This window comes from Paraglaciecola chathamensis S18K6 (assembly GCA_000314955.1).
In the GTDB taxonomy this organism is placed as follows: Bacteria; Pseudomonadota; Gammaproteobacteria; order Enterobacterales; family Alteromonadaceae; genus Paraglaciecola; species Paraglaciecola chathamensis.
Genome location: BAEM01000022.1, coordinates 249,097 through 264,148, shown reverse-complemented (window position 1 = coordinate 264,148; position 15,052 = coordinate 249,097). Strand labels below are relative to the sequence as shown.

Annotated in this window: 16 protein-coding genes and 1 tRNA gene; 8 read left to right on the top strand and 9 right to left on the bottom strand. The window is 44.1% G+C overall.

Translation table 11 applies throughout. The features are described from left to right. Positions 1 to 8 precede the first annotated feature (8 nt). The 7 genes from GCHA_RS07420 (at position 9) to GCHA_RS07390 (ending at position 7,842) form a co-directional block, all read left to right on the top strand. Complete coding sequence (locus GCHA_RS07420; RefSeq protein WP_007986675.1) at positions 9 to 2,093, top strand: chemotaxis protein CheA; 2,085 nt, start codon at positions 9 to 11, stop codon at positions 2,091 to 2,093. Beyond that, positions 2,090 to 2,587, top strand: coding sequence for a chemotaxis protein CheW (locus tag GCHA_RS07415; protein ID WP_007986674.1), 498 nt, complete (start codon positions 2,090 to 2,092; stop codon positions 2,585 to 2,587). Before GCHA_RS07420 ends, GCHA_RS07415 begins: the two co-directional genes overlap by 4 nt. Positions 2,588 to 2,590: 3 nt before the next feature. Continuing rightward, on the top strand, positions 2,591 to 5,125 hold the full coding sequence (locus GCHA_RS07410; protein ID WP_007986673.1) for a methyl-accepting chemotaxis protein: 2,535 nt from the start codon (positions 2,591 to 2,593) through the stop codon (positions 5,123 to 5,125). A 3-nt stretch (positions 5,126 to 5,128) separates the two neighbouring features. Beyond that, positions 5,129 to 5,971: a CheR family methyltransferase gene (locus GCHA_RS07405; protein ID WP_007986672.1), complete on the top strand. Its 843-nt coding sequence runs from the start codon at positions 5,129 to 5,131 to the stop codon at positions 5,969 to 5,971. Between the two features lie 32 nt (positions 5,972 to 6,003). Further along, positions 6,004 to 6,588, top strand: coding sequence for a chemoreceptor glutamine deamidase CheD (gene cheD, locus GCHA_RS07400; protein ID WP_049797725.1), 585 nt, complete (start codon positions 6,004 to 6,006; stop codon positions 6,586 to 6,588). 11 nt (positions 6,589 to 6,599) lie between these two features. Then, positions 6,600 to 7,643, top strand: a complete 1,044-nt coding sequence (locus GCHA_RS07395) for a protein-glutamate methylesterase/protein-glutamine glutaminase (protein ID WP_007986670.1) — start codon at positions 6,600 to 6,602, stop codon at positions 7,641 to 7,643. A 122-nt stretch (positions 7,644 to 7,765) separates the two neighbouring features. Beyond that, positions 7,766 to 7,842 (top strand) — tRNA-Val (locus GCHA_RS07390). A 111-nt stretch (positions 7,843 to 7,953) separates the two neighbouring features. On the opposite strand, the gene GCHA_RS07385 is transcribed toward GCHA_RS07390, so the two are convergent. The 8 genes from GCHA_RS07385 to GCHA_RS07345 all read right to left on the bottom strand — a co-directional run bounded on the left by GCHA_RS07385 (position 7,954) and on the right by GCHA_RS07345 (position 13,712). After that, positions 7,954 to 8,583, bottom strand: coding sequence for a hypothetical protein (locus GCHA_RS07385; protein ID WP_007986669.1), 630 nt, complete (start codon positions 8,581 to 8,583; stop codon positions 7,954 to 7,956). A gap of 54 nt (positions 8,584 to 8,637) precedes the next feature. Beyond that, positions 8,638 to 9,024 carry a hypothetical protein gene (locus GCHA_RS07380; RefSeq protein ID WP_007986668.1) on the bottom strand — a complete coding sequence of 129 codons (387 nt, stop codon included), beginning with the start codon at positions 9,022 to 9,024 and terminating at the stop codon, positions 8,638 to 8,640. A gap of 90 nt (positions 9,025 to 9,114) precedes the next feature. After that, entirely contained in the window at positions 9,115 to 9,492 is a 378-nt protein-coding gene (locus GCHA_RS07375) for an HNH endonuclease (protein WP_007986666.1), read from the bottom strand. 11 nt (positions 9,493 to 9,503) lie between these two features. Continuing rightward, positions 9,504 to 10,700, bottom strand: coding sequence for a phage portal protein (locus GCHA_RS07370; protein WP_007986664.1), 1,197 nt, complete (start codon positions 10,698 to 10,700; stop codon positions 9,504 to 9,506). Continuing rightward, positions 10,697 to 11,245 carry an HK97 family phage prohead protease gene (locus GCHA_RS07365; RefSeq protein ID WP_007986662.1) on the bottom strand — a complete coding sequence of 183 codons (549 nt, stop codon included), beginning with the start codon at positions 11,243 to 11,245 and terminating at the stop codon, positions 10,697 to 10,699. Before GCHA_RS07365 ends, GCHA_RS07370 begins: the two co-directional genes overlap by 4 nt. Positions 11,246 to 11,297: 52 nt before the next feature. Next, on the bottom strand, positions 11,298 to 12,461 hold the full coding sequence (locus GCHA_RS07360; RefSeq protein ID WP_007986660.1) for a phage major capsid protein: 1,164 nt from the start codon (positions 12,459 to 12,461) through the stop codon (positions 11,298 to 11,300). A 630-nt stretch (positions 12,462 to 13,091) separates the two neighbouring features. Beyond that, on the bottom strand, positions 13,092 to 13,352 hold the full coding sequence (locus GCHA_RS07350; RefSeq protein WP_007986656.1) for a hypothetical protein: 261 nt from the start codon (positions 13,350 to 13,352) through the stop codon (positions 13,092 to 13,094). Positions 13,353 to 13,415: 63 nt separating this feature from the next. After that, entirely contained in the window at positions 13,416 to 13,712 is a 297-nt protein-coding gene (locus GCHA_RS07345; RefSeq protein ID WP_007986654.1) for a hypothetical protein, read from the bottom strand. Positions 13,713 to 13,806: 94 nt separating this feature from the next. On the opposite strand from GCHA_RS07345, the gene GCHA_RS22540 reads away from it, so the two are divergent. Further along, positions 13,807 to 13,983, top strand: a complete 177-nt coding sequence (locus tag GCHA_RS22540) for a hypothetical protein (RefSeq protein WP_007986652.1) — start codon at positions 13,807 to 13,809, stop codon at positions 13,981 to 13,983. A 656-nt stretch (positions 13,984 to 14,639) separates the two neighbouring features. Here GCHA_RS22540 and GCHA_RS07340 read toward each other — a convergent pair. Next, a complete protein-coding gene (locus GCHA_RS07340) occupies positions 14,640 to 15,035 on the bottom strand; it encodes a hypothetical protein (RefSeq protein WP_007986650.1) in 396 nt (131 codons plus the stop codon). Positions 15,036 to 15,052 lie beyond the last annotated feature (17 nt).

Genomic DNA, 15,052 nt, shown 5'->3' with positions numbered 1-15,052 from the left:
GGATTGATATGTCCATTGATATGGAACAATTCCACGGTGTTTTTTTTGATGAGAGTCAAGAGCACCTTGCCGACATGGAACAGCAACTTATGGAGCTGGACTTGTCTGAGCCCGACCCTGAACAGTTAAACAGCATATTTCGCGCTGCTCATTCGATTAAAGGTGGTAGCGGTATTTTTGGGTTTGATGCGCTCACTGGCTTGACCCACATTATGGAGAATCTGCTTGATAGGGCACGTAATAATACAATTGAGATGACCACACCGATTGTTGATTTGTTGCTTGAAACGACCGACTTACTCAAAGTGACCTTAGACAATTACCGCAATCAAGAAGAGATTGAGCAAGCGGATATTGATCAGGGGATCAGTAAACTCAACATTTTAATGACATCATTAGAAGATTCAACCGCCCAAAACAGTTCAAATACAGGCGATGACGGCGATAATGATGAAAACGAAAATAATGAAGGCGTTAGCGGTGACTTAGACGGTTTTGGCTTCTTTGATGACGAGCCAAGTGACGCTCATACTGCGCAAATAGATGACGATGACGAAGATGGTTTCGGTTTTTTTGAGCAACCGCCAGCCACCGCAAGTGAACCTGAAAATGACGAAAACCAAGGTTTTGGTTTTTTTGATACAACCCCGACCGAAACACCAGCAACTAACGCCGGAAATAGCGCCATCAACTGTGATACCGCGCCGCCTGCAGACGAAAGTATTGATAAAGGGTACGGTTTTTTCCCTGAGAACGAGCACCCGAAGGACGATCCAAGTGATAATAAAAAAGGCTATGGTTTTTTTGAGAAATTACCTCTGCCCAATGCCAAATCGAAAAAAACAAGCGCCGTTAAAGAGCCTAAAAAAAATGCTGCTAAGAGCAGTACTGCAAAAGCATCCGTCGAATCGTCTTCTATTCGCGTAGATACCGGAAAAATAGACTCATTGGTCAACCTTATTGGGGAGCTGGTGATAACCCAATCAATGCTATCTCAAGTTAGTTCTGATATGCCGGGTGAACCCAATGAAAAGCTTCAAAATGCTATTGCAGAACTGACCCGTAACACCCGAGAAATTCAAGAATCGGTTATGTCTATGCGTATGTTGCCCATGCATTTTACCTTCAATCGCTTCCCTCGAGTGGTGCGTGACCTATCCAGCAAGTTAGGGAAAAAAGTAGACTTGGTGATAGAAGGGGGCAATACGGAAATAGACAAAGGCATGATTGAAAAGTTAGTGGACCCGCTCACCCATTTGGTGCGCAACAGCATTGACCATGGAATCGAAAAAACGGAAGACAGGTTGGCTTTAGGCAAAGCTGAAATGGGCACGGTGATCCTTAAAGCCGAGCAAAAAGGCAGCAGCATCATTATTAGTATCATCGATGATGGCGCGGGTTTAAACCGTGAGCGAATTTTAGCCAAAGCGCAAGAAAATGGTATGTCAGTTGATGTTGATATGCCCGATAGTGATGTATGGAAATTGATTTTTGAAGCTGGCTTTTCAACCGCTGAAGCAGTGACCGACGTGTCGGGTCGAGGAGTCGGCATGGATGTGGTGCGTCGTAATCTTGAAGCCATAGGCGGGCGAATAGAAATCGAGTCAAGCCAGGGGGAAGGGTCAAGTTTCAATATTCACTTACCTCTCACATTAGCCATAGTGGATGGGATTTGCGTGTCGGTTGCCAGTCAAACGTTTGTCGTACCTCTGGTTAATATTATCGAATCGGTACAGCCAGACCCAAGCCAAATGAAGCTGATTTCAAACGATAAACTACTTTGGATCCGTGACCAATACTGGCCTCTGGTCAAGCTACATCAAAAAATGCAAATCGAGGGGGCTATTACTGAGCCCAGCCGGGCTATTGTGATGTTGATTGAAAGCAGTAATAAACGTTTTGGTCTATTAGTGGATGGGTTAATGGGGCAACAGCAAGTCGTTATTAAAAGCCTTGAGCAAAATTATCGCCGGGTAGAAGGCGTTGCTGGGGCGACCATAATGGGCGATGGGCAAGTTGCCCTTATCCTTGATGTAGAGTCGCTGGCCAATAGCGTTAAAGCAAATGGAATGAGTAAAGAGAGCATCTTATGAATTCAAACATCACGCAAGAAAACATGCACGCAGAGTCGAACGAGTTTCTCAGCTTCTTCTTAGGTGAAGAGCATTACGCGTTAGATATCATGACCGTTAAAGAGATACGCGGTTACGAGACAGTGACCAAAATCGCCAATGCGCCTAGCTTTATTAAAGGCGTCATAAACTTGCGTGGAGATATAGTGCCTATCATTGATTTACGCATTAAGTTTTCTGTGGGGGAAGCCACTTACACCGAGTTCACCATAGTGATTATGCTCAATGTATGTGATCGCATCGTTGGCATAGTGGTCGATGGGGTGTCAGACGTCATCAAGTTACAAGACGAAGATATACGACCACCGCCAGAATTTGGTGTGGCATTCGACAGTAAATACTTATTGGGTTTAGCTTCTTTGGAGGAGCACATGGTTATTTTGGTCAATATTGAAAGTTTAATATCAAGCGATGAGTTGGGTTTGTTTGATAATCATGCAACAACGAAGGAGTAACGTATGAGCCTTTTTGGTTGGTTAGGCAGCAAAAGTTCAAAAGCATCACAGATGCGTGATCAAGCGATTCTCGACGCAATTGATCGTTCTCAAGCTGTCATTGAGTTTGATTTAAATGGCATCATTCAAGCCGCGAATGATAATTTTTTAACCGCTATGGGTTATCGCGCCGATGAAGTGGTAGGTAAGCACCACAGTATGTTTGTGGATGAGGCATATAAAAATAGCCAAGAATACCGTGATTTTTGGGCACAGCTAAATCGTGGGCAGTTTACCTCAGACGTATACAAGCGCGTAGCCAAAGGTGGAAAAGTTGTTTGGATTCAGGCGTCATATAACCCGCTTTTTGACGAAGAGGGTAAACCCAATGGTGTGATTAAGTACGCCACCGACATCACTGCGCAAAAAATACAAAGTACTGACTATGCCGGACAAATCGACGCGATCAGCAAATCTCAAGCCGTGATTGAGTTTGATATGAACGGCGTGATTTTATCGGCAAACGATAACTTTTTAAACGCGATGGGTTATAACGAGCAAGAGGTGGTGGGCAAACATCACAGTATGTTTGTTGAGCCAGAGTACAAAAATAGCCACGAGTATCACTTATTTTGGGAGCACCTAAAGGCTGGCGAATTTAATTCTGGTGAGTTCAAACGCATTGATAAATTAGGTAATGATGTATGGATCCACGCATCGTATAACCCGATTATGGACTTAAACGGCCAACCATTCAAAGTCGTCAAATATGCCAGCGATATCACCGAGCAAAAAAAGCGCAACGCTGATTATTCGGGGCAGATTGACGCCATCAGTAAATCTCAAGCCGTGATTGAATTTGATATGAAGGGGGTGATCCAACGCGCCAATGAAAATTTTCTCGAAACCATGGGGTACACCTTAGAAGAGGTGCAAGGACAGCATCATAGTATGTTTGTGGAGCCTGAATATAAGAACAGTGCAGCCTATCGTGAGTTTTGGGAAAAGCTTAACGCGGGGCAATTCACTTCAGCTGAATTTAAACGCATTGGCAAACAAGGCAATGAAGTGTGGATCCAAGCGTCTTATAACCCCATTATGGATGTCAATGGTAACCCCTTCAAAGTGGTTAAGTACGCTACCGACATTACCGCACAGAAGCTACATAATGCTGACTACTCGGGTCAGATAGATGCCATTGGTAAATCTCAAGCTGTGATTGAGTTTGATATGAATGGCGTGATTTTATCGGCAAACGATAACTTTTTAAACGCGATGGGTTACAACGAGCAAGAAGTTGTGGGCAAACATCATAGTATGTTTGTTGAATCTGAGTATAAGAATAGCCACGAATATCGCGCTTTTTGGGAGCAGCTTAACAATGGCGTGTTCACCTCAGATGAGTTCAAGCGTATTGCCAAGCAAGGCAATGAAGTGTGGATACAAGCATCTTACAATCCGATACTAGATTTAAACGGTAAGCCGTTTAAAGTGGTGAAATACGCCACCGACATTACCGCCCGCAAACAAGCGATAAACGAAGTTAAACGCGTACTTAATTTGCTTTCTGATGGTGATTTAACCGCTAAGCTCAATCATCAATTCAGTGGCGAGTTTCACGAGCTAGGCGAAAACGTTACCCGCTTTATTGCCTCATTAGCCGATACCATTGGCCAAATTAATGGCTCGACTGAAACCATTCGAAATGCGTCATCTGAAATAGCCCAAGGCAATTCCGATTTGTCTAATCGCACAGAACGTCAAGCATCAAGTTTAGAAGAAACCGCATCGACCATGGAAGAGTTAACGGGGACGGTTCGCCTTAATGCAGAAAACGCTAATCAAGCCAATGGTTTAGCGTCTCAGGCGTCAACTGTGGCCAGCGAAGGGGGCGATTTAATTAATCAAGTGGTTGCGACTATGTCTTCTATAAATGAGTCGGCTCGAAAAATTTCCGACATCATAGGGGTTATTGATGGCATCGCTTTTCAAACCAACATTCTAGCCTTGAATGCGGCAGTAGAAGCAGCGCGAGCAGGAGAGCAAGGTCGTGGCTTTGCTGTGGTTGCCTCTGAAGTGAGAACCCTAGCGCAGCGCTCTGCCAATGCAGCAAAAGATATAAAAGAACTCATTTCAGATTCTGTCGCCAAAATTGAAAACGGCAATACGTTAGTCAATCGCTCCGGTGAAACCATGGATAACGTTGTGACCTCGATTAAACGCGTTAATGATTTAATGGCTGAAATTGCCGCTGCCTCGGCAGAGCAGGCTTCGGGTATTGATGAAGTAGGTAAAGCGATTAACCAGATGGATGAAGCCACCCAGCAAAATGCAGCGCTGGTGGAAGAAGCAACTGCGGCTGCTGAGAGTTTGCAATCGCAAGCTGAGCAGTTAAGCGAGCGAGTGGCGGCATTTAAATTTGATGAGAATGACTTACAGGTCACGCCTCGATTGGCACCTCAGCCCAAGGCAGAGACGAAGAGGCCAGTACAACACAAAGAGCGCATCAAGCTAGTTCAGGCGACCACTCAAGAAGAAGACGAGTGGGAGAGCTTTTGATTAATGGTATCTAACATTGGTGGCGGCGCAGCGAAGAAAGAATTTGCGTTTAGCCAAAGCGATTTTCAGCAAGTTAAAGGGATTTTGTATAAAAAGACCGGAATACAGCTGGCAGACAGTAAAGATTCGATGGTTTATAGCCGCCTGGCGAGAAGGTTGAGGGCGCTGAAACTGCCTCACTTCGCGGCGTATTTACAATATTTGGCAACGCATGAAAATGAAGAACAGCATTTTATTAATGCGCTTACCACCAACTTAACCTCATTTTTTCGCGAGTCTCATCATTTTCCCGTGCTCAAGCGTTATTTGCAGGAAATGCCAAACAGTCGTCGAATTTGGTGCGCAGCAAGTAGCACCGGCGAAGAGCCATATTCTATTGCTATGACTGTGGCTGAAACGTACGGGCGTTTTGATGTGCCTATTGAGATTATTGCCTCTGATATTGACAGCAAAGTGCTACAAACTGCCCGTGATGGCATTTATCCCATTGAACGAATAGAGGGGTTATCCCTAGAACAGAAGAAGCGCTTTTTCCAAAAAGGCACAGGGAGCAATGCTGGCAAAGTGAGAGTGGTGCCTGAATTAGCAAAAATGGTCTCGTTCACTCAACTTAATTTAACCGCAAAAGAGTGGCAAATACCGTCACCTATCGATGTGATTTTCTGTCGTAACGTGATGATTTATTTTGATAAAGAAACCCAGATACGGATCCTTGAACGCATGGTATCTATGATGTCAAAAAAAGGGATTTATGTGGCGGGCCATTCTGAAAATTTCGCTGCCGCAGAGCACGTGGTCAAGCTATTAGGCAAGACGGTTTACAAACCCGTTAAGAGGTCGGTGTGAGCGATTATTATGCAGATTTTAATACCAATGGCATGGTCCCCAATCGATACTATGATAGGCACTTTGAATGCGATGCCATTAAAATTTTGCCCGGCGAGTACTATGCCACCACTGAACAGACATTGATCCTTACCGTGCTTGGCTCGTGCGTAGCGGTGTGCTTACGTGACCCTAAGTTAAAAATTGGTGGCATGAACCATTTCTTGTTGCCCAGCGACAACGCCGGGGATAACCCAGTGTCGGCGTCGGCACGCTATGGGGTATATGCGATGGAAATACTGATCACCCAGATTTTGAAATTAGGCGGCGACAAGCGGCGCTTAGAAGCAAAAGTATTTGGCGGCGGGGCAGTGTTACAAGGGATGACGACTAACATAGTTGGTCAACGCAATGCTGAGTTTGTGGTGGATTTTTTAAAAACTGAACAAATTCCAATATTAGCCAGCGATTTGCTAGATATATATCCGCGCAAAGTCTATTTCTTTCCAGAAACCGGAGAGGTGAAAGTACGCAAGCTTAAGTCATTACATAACACCACCATACTCGACCGAGAAAGTGAGTATCGCTTGAAGCTCAAGCGAAATGCCCAAGCCACTGGTGACGTAGAACTATTTTAACGAGGTACAAGATGACCATTCGTGTTCTTATTGTCGACGATTCGGCACTTATTCGCAGTCTTATTGGGGCAATAGTCGAGCAGCAGCCAGACATGCAATTAGTGGGGGCCGCGCCGGATGCGTATGCAGCAAGAGATATGGTGAATAAGTACAAGCCTGATGTCATCACACTGGATATTGAGATGCCGAAAGTAGACGGCTTAACCTTTCTGGATAAATTAATGAAGGCGAGACCGACGCCTGTGTTGATGATATCCACGCTGACAGAACAAGGCGCAGATGCCACCCTAAGAGCATTAGAGCTTGGAGCGGTAGATTTTATCGCCAAGCCCAAATTGGGCATTAGCGAGGGTATACAGCAATATCAAGAGGTTATCGTTGAAAAAATCCGTCAGGTAGCAAAAGCAAAGGTAGAGCGGGCTAACGTTTCAACTGTTACAACGCCTGCTCGTTTACCCTTACTAAGCACTGAAAAGATCATCGCTATCGGCGCTTCCATAGGAGGGACAGAAGCAATCAAAAAAGTACTAATGGCCATGCCAGCCAATAGCCCTGCGGTAGTGTTAACTCAGCATATGCCGCCTGGGTTCACTACCTCCTTTGCTAAGCGATTAAATGGTTGTTGTAGCCTAGCAGTTAAAGAAGCTGAACACGGTGAACGAATTTTACCGGGTAATGCCTATTTAGCGCCAGGGGCTATGCATCTAAGAATAGTCAAATCTGGGGCAGACTACCGCATAGAATTGGACAGCGAAGGGATTGTCAGTGGGCATAAACCCTCGGTAGATGTAATGTTTGAATCACTTGTGCCTTTTGCCAAAAATGTGGTTGCGGCGATATTAACTGGCATGGGGAAAGACGGTGCCCAAGGGTTATTGCATATTAAGCAAAATGGCGGGTTTACCCTAGCTCAAGACGAAGCGAGTTGTGTGGTGTTTGGTATGCCTAAAGTCGCTATTGAGCTAAACGCAGTGACGCAAGTAAAAGATATACACGATATCACACCTACATTACTCGGCTATTTGACACAAAATAATGCGGGTTCGCGATTATAATTCGCCGTTTTGTGTATAATTTCAGCATCTGAACGCAAGGCTTAAAAAACAGCTTGCAGTCCCTTAGTAGCATCGTTATTATACGCGCCGCTTCGAGGGATTCCTTAGCAAATCTTTTTAGTGCGTCCGTAGCTCAGTTGGTTAGAGCACTACCTTGACATGGTAGGGGTCGGATGTTCGAGTCATCTCGGACGCACCACTTCTTAAGGCTTTCAGTCGATAGTAAACACTAACACAATCATTTATTAAGCCTTATATGTCGCACTAGTGTCGCACTTGGATATTTGATGTTCTTTGTTGTTAAAATCATTTATTGGCTTGAGCTAATTATCTTTCCAGTAGCAAATTTCACCAACCTATCTAATGTCGCTGAAAGTTCTTTCATAGATATTTGGTTGCTTTCAGATAGCTTGAAAATATCCTCGAGCTCAGATTCTTTTCCGGTTCCATGATCTGGGTATCTCCCTGCCCAATATAAAAAATGAGTAAGGCATTTTAATATTGCTTCTTCTTTCGCTGTTATTTGAATATGTTGGCGAACTAACCAGGGAAGTTTATGAGAAAAGTATTTCCTTTCGTTCTTAGTGTAGGTCTCAACACCGAACTGTTGAATTGATAAACCTTTAAACATGAGTTCAAGGCTATAACCGAGCATCATTAATGCGCTGGCCATATATTGCCTGTAGCAAATCGAGTACATCGATTTCGGCATAGAAGAAAAATCAGGCGTAGTGCGGATTAGTATCTTCGCTGATTCAGATAGAGAGTTGGCTTGGCAAATCCAGAAAATTGGATTTTTTAACTCTTCGGAAGTAGGGCTTTTTTCCAAATTGACATGATGACCAGCCCGCATTTGTACATTAACCCACTCATGCCAAACTGTTGAGCAATAACCAAAAGGGTCTGATTCAAATTTATCTACTTCCGTATTTTTTACCATGGGCTTCCTTAGACTAAGTTTCTTTCACCCAGTCTATCTTTAAGCCTAAAATAATTAAACACCATACTTGGCAAGCGCTTCGGCATCTGCATCAATTGCCCCTAATTTAGCCTTAGCACGACTTTCTGGTGTTAGGCACAGGTCAGTGGCTAACCCTCTTAATTGTGCGTGTAAAGAGGCTGTAAAAGCGTCAGGATCAGACCGTAATTTTGCTAAAAGAAAGCAATATTGCTCTAAAAGTGGCTTATCGGCTAGGGTGATCACCCTATATTGCGTCATTGCCTTGTTTACTTCACCCCATATTTTACGATGATCACCTTTGAGGTGTTTAGGGCAGTGCGGGAAGCTGTAAGCACCGTCCACACTGAGTTTAGGCGCTTCTCTATCGGTGCGGTTTGTGCCTTTGAGCATCTTTTCTAAAGCTGATGATTGCTGTGTCATGGTCGATCCTGTTTCTCGTTTCTTAAATTTTCAACTGACGGTGTGTAAAAAATACTTAGGCGGCGGTACTGTAGTAAAAGCCTTTAGTCCTTAAAATACCCCCGTACCTCTTGTGCGTTCGTTAGCGGTCTTTTCGTTGTGGCATCGACTGCATAACACTTCTAAGTTAGTTAAGCTGTCTGTGCCTCCCATTGATTTAGGTTTGATGTGGTCAACATGATTACCACTTACAATCTGGCCTTGCCTCTTGTGCGCTTGGCATATTGCCTTGTCTCGCTGCAGCACTATTTCCCTTAGTTGTTGCCAATCTTTACCGTATCCACGCTGATGACGATTGCCTTTTGCTTTCTCATTGGCATACCATCCAGCACTGTCCTTGTGCTGCTCACAGTAGCCTTGATGTTGCGTGTGGGTTGCTATGTTGGGGCATCCAGTCTTTCGACATGCCTTGCCAGGTCTAATGGGCATAAATGTGATACCTAATCCGTTTCCTGTTTCGTTGCTGCTTGGTCTTGTTGCATCCAACTTTGGCTAAACTGTTCACCACCTTGTCGCGGTGGCATGTTCTCTGCTGCTCTGCATTCATTGGGGTTCATCACTCCGTTTCTAATGGCTATGTCATACACATTGAACCTGTCCTCTGCTGTAGCTCTTAGCAGGTCTTTAGTTTCAAATTCGATGATGGTGTTAGCTCTATTGCTATCGCTTACGAGGCGGCTTGCTAAACCTTCTTGAATGTTGCTGAGCCATGGCCTAAGCGTTTGAGTAAGGAAAGCTCGACTGGCCTCACTAAAATTGCTGTATGTGCTGTTGGTGTAGTCCATTAAGAAGATAGGGCTAATCTTAAACATTCGGGCCACATCTGAGATTGTGAACAATCGTGATTCGAGCCATTGCGCATCGTTGTTAGCGAGGCCAATTTGATTCCACTTTAAGCCACCTTCTAATAACAATGGTTTGTTACTGTTGGCTGAACCTTGGTGCTTATCGAATATTTTAGTTAGGGCTGTGAATTGCTCATCAGTGAGTTTAGCGTCCGTTTCTAATACGCCTGATACTCGCATACCATTCTTGAACTGGCTGGCGCCATGCTCTTGCTGTGCCAATCCTAGACCTATGCTTTCTCGGCAAACTTGAATAGGGCTTTTACCTATTATCCCATCATCTGAGTGGTAGCGAATATGCAATATTTCATCCTGCAGATACTTTGATTCCTTGCCCTTGGCGTTAGTGTGCTTGTAACCAAGTCGCCCAGTAGAAAGTAACTCCACTTGTATTGATTCAGGGTGCAGTAAATGTAACGCGCTAGGTTTGCCTGTACCGTCGAATGTAATATGTGCGTACCCGTTGCCGCGAAGTAAAACAGATCTTAGTAAGCCCATTTTAAAATCATATGCAGTTTGGTAAGCGTTTGGTGCCTGGTTTAGTAGGCGCTCAACATGGTGTCGGCCTTGTCGCTGTTTACCTTCATCGGTTCGTCTGTAAACGTGGATAGGTAAACTAGCCACCGATTCGGCAATGGTTGAAACTGCGCAATATACAGCGGGCAGAGTTTGCGCTACTTCACTATTAACGTGTTTCCCGCTGGCAGTGGGCGAGCCTAAGCCCAGTGATTGAAGCAATTCGTAAGTGTCGGTTACCGGTTCGCTGCGCTTGAACATTTTTAGTAAGTTCATAATCTCATCATCTCCAATCTGGCAAGCATCAAGTCAATGTCATTTGATTTTTGCTTTTCTTGAAGTGAGCGCATGGCTACCTCAACGTTCGTTGCCTGGTATGCTGGCATTCCTGTTATCGTGACTTCTAACAAGTTCGCGCTTGTCACTGTTCTAAGGGCTGGTACTTGGTCAAAGTCCCATTGAGCACCTTCAGGGTTAACAGTAAAACCAAAACTCATGCCGCTAATGTCCTTGCGTTCTATGCTTGTCATTAAGTCTCTAGCTGCTTGAATATTTGGCGGGTCAATTTCGACTAGCAAGCCTTGCTCGTCTTCTTTAATAGTCATAGTGCCGGCTGATGTTCTGCCAAGAATTAATTTCTGGTCATGTTCAACAAGGGCGCGGATATCATTATTAACGCTATCACCGAAAGCACCTGAGCCTATTACCTCAACAAACCCGCCTAGGTCTTGTGAAGGGGAGTTGTAAACAACGGGGCGGCCAATTATCTTTTTGCCTTGTAAGCTAAGATCTGCCGCTGCTCTAATTTCAATTTGATTCATTTCAACCTCTACAAAAAAGGGGCTTTAAATGCCCCTTAATTTCTATGCTTGTTTACGCTGCTTTAGGTGCTAAGAACTTGATAGCGTTTGAGTCAACTAGGCCACCGCCTACATAACGTGTCGTTAGCATTTTTACCCAACCTGGTAGGGTAATGTTGTCTCGAATCATTCGAGTGCCGCTTGTGTGATCAACTACGTAATATGCTCTTGCTAAGTCACCGTAACCGATTAGGTCGTCGGGGATGTCTTCGGCAATAACGATTGGCTTGCCAAGTAATGTGCTTGGTGCGCCTTCTGCGATACCAGCTCTAAAGAGGTAGTTACCGTCTGTGTCTTTAAGCTTGCGTACCTTCTCAAGCATGGTGTCGTTCATATAGAACTTGGCAGCCATTCGGTAAGCTGTGCGCAGTGTGTGCGATAGGGTGATAAGGTCATCGCCTACAATCGTGCCTGTTGATGCCGATTCGATTTCCTGTACTTCACCGAATGAGCGTGTTGCATCGTTTGCGGCATCGCGAGTGTAAGTAAGTAGGCCTTTAGGTTTCTTGGATCCGTCACCAGTCCAGAATGCTGCTTCTTCTTTTAGCCCGGTTTCGTCTGCGACTTCTGAACTTAACCAGCCTGATACATCAAAGTCGGACCAATCTAAAAGCTCTTGGGTTGTCTTGGGGAATGCATAAAGTGAATGGACTGGGATTTGTACCTTTTCGAGCTTACCTGTATCGGTCTCGCCGCGTGAATCACCTTCGTCTGCCCATTCGGCAGAGGTACCACCAACACTAACAAGCTTTTCGTACTTCTCAGTGGAAATACTTTTTACTGTGGCATTTTGGCGAAAGACTGAGCTTTCTTTTAATACCTTAGTAATGTCCTTGTCGATTGCCGGAATGACTGTGTAACCACCGTCTGCATTTGCGCCAGCGCTTAAGCTTCGTTGATCACCTGTTTGAACAAATGCTCTTAACTCGCTGTTGCTTGGTTTATCCGTTTTGCTTTCTGGAGTTTCGCCGGTGATAAGTGAACGTTCGTTGTCTGCTAAGACTTCTTCACATTCAATTTTTTGATTGAGGTCGGTAATTTGCTTTTGCAGTCCTTCAAACTTAGTTGACTCATTTGAAGTCAGCGAGCGTTTTTCCGTTTCTGCGGTGGTAACGATAGCTTTCATCTGCTTATGCAGTTCAGCTTTGGTAGAGCGTAATTCTAATAGTTTCTTCATGATTCAGTTTCCAATTAGTGAAAAAATTGGGCAACTGACCAGGGAATAAGCCGGTGCAGTTAAAAGATATTGAAAGAAAAACTGCACCGCCTGTACTCGCCTACATCTCGCAGGTCTATACTCATGGAATCTTTGCGTTATCGGCTATCCACTTTGAAACTAGAAAGTTGCCCAGAGCCTTTAACCTGAGCAAATTCACTATAAACCAACCGAAAAGGCCTGTAAACACCTAAGTTTTTGATTTTAAAGGGTTTTTGTATGTGCATGTTCGTGGGTGTTAAATCTAAGAAAAAAACTTTTGGTTCACAAAATAGTAAGCGGAAAAAATCAAAGTTCATTGGTCGGTTGGCTGGTCGCTTGGTAGGTCGATACTGCTATACAACGCACTGTTTCTGCTGTTCTTGGCTGGTTGGTTGACTGGTCACTTGGCTGTTCGATTGGCTGTTCGCTACTACCTAATCAGGCCAGTGTTATTGCGGCTTTCAGCTGTTCGGTTTGCTGTTCGCTTGGGGGTAGGGTGGGGGCCTAAATATAAACCATCCTGAATTAAGATTGGTGGGATGTAGCGCTATTCATAGCGATGCCCCGTTTCAGGGCACCGCGAAAGAAAATTTAGTTAGTGCCAGTTATCTACATCCCTGAGCTTGGCAATTCATCCACGCTCAAATGTGCAGGTGTGTTTGCTACGGCGTTACTTTCTAGCTCGGTTTTAGTGTCATTGATCATCTGGCGGCAACCATAGATAACCTGTATTGCATCTTCATGCGAAGTAAAGCAGGTACCTCCGTCACCGTTCTCTGCAAGCATGTTGAGCATTGCTGAAACTTGAGAAAGATTGATAAAGGCGTCTTGTAGGCTGTTCTGATTAACTGAGTAAGTATTAGTGTTCATAATATTTTTGCTCCAATAAGCATTAGGGTTAATTTAAAGCTGATTATTCGGTTAAAGGTTTCTTTACGCGGCTTTCACGCCACTTTCACGCGTGGTTGACGCGTCAGCACCTTCGCCGGCGGTTTGAGGCTTCTCACCGCGCTTGTGGCCGCGCTCTATTTCTAGGATGCGCTCCTCTGCTTGCTCCGCTTCTGCCAGTAAATCAATTACCGCCCAGAGAGTATTGACTAAGTGCGGCTTGGTTGGCTCACAATCGTTCTCTATGGCTGCCTGCAGCACTACAGAAATCGAGCATGCTTTCGTTACGTTGTTAGAAATAGTATCGCTGTAATCATTGATAGATTTTGTTTTGTCTTTCATAGGTATTTGCTCCGGTATTAAGGTTAGGCAAGATCGTCATCTTGATGTATATTGGTACGTACCGTTAACTAACTATAATCAGTGGTACGTACCAATGCAAGAGAAAAAAGAAAAAAAATCTTTTGAGCGGTCCGGTTCAACCCGGAAGCAAATAAGATTTGATGATGACTTAGTGGAAGCTATCGACATCGATAGAAGCAACCAGGCGTTTTCAGAGTGGGTCAAAGATGCTTGCTGGACTAAGTTAAGTAAAACAGTCAAAAACGACTAGTTATTAGTCAAAAATGACTGTTATTCGAAGTGAGTCGGTGGATAGCATTTTGCTAGTACCCAGTGATTACAAGGCTTGCATAGCTGCTTGTTTAATTGCGTCGAGGATATAGTTAACCGATTAGACAACTTTAGTTGCCTGATTAGGCAACTATCGTTCAGGGGGCCTAACGGTTTAGGCATCGGTTTATCTATCGGTTTAGTTCTAGCCTGTACCTCTCGCTCTGCGTGGCTTTGAATCGGTTTTTCTTTCGGTTTAGCGAACGGTTTTAATCTGAAACATTTTTGAATGGTAATGACTGATTAGCCTGTGAGCACATGCCGTTAGATAAAAACCTAAACATACATACCCCTTTTAGGGTAACCGCTTACCCTTTTTCGGGTAATTCAGCCTGTTTACTGCGCCCGATTATAAATAGCCTTTAAGAAGTGGTTTTTTAAAGACTGAATCAGTTTAAATAAACTGTATGTATGGCTAACTATTAAGGTCTCCAGAAACTGGAGTATGCGAGATTGGTTGATAAATCGATAAGTGATTGTTTTTACTAAGTTTGGTTTTTTCCGCATCCTCCAGAAAGTGGAGTATAAAAGTTTCGCATACTCCATAAACTGGAGTACAAACAGCCTTTATCCTCCAGAAACTGGAGTATGGAAAATTTAAGGTTTATGTTTATCAACAACATCAATAAACGTCCTCAGTGCGGTTCTAGTTGGCTTTAAATCCATTTGAAAGCCTGGTATGTCATTTACCATTTCCCACGTAATGGCATAATAGTTTGGTGTCCTGCCGTTTTGAGTGAGTGCGTTACCTTTACTCAATTCAATAAACCCCTTTTGCCTCAATCCTTTTATAGCGTTACTGAGCGTTGTTTGTGATTTAAACCCGCGGTGTTTTACCTGCGACCAAACCGCGCACAACTTCCCGTTATTTTTGCCTTTGTATTGATAAGCAAACCAAAGGAGTAAACGTATTTCATTACCAGACAATTTATTGAAATCAGGATGATCATTAACCCTATTCGGTATACCTGCGAATGGTTGAGGTTTCGCCATTGTGCCCCCTAAAATAG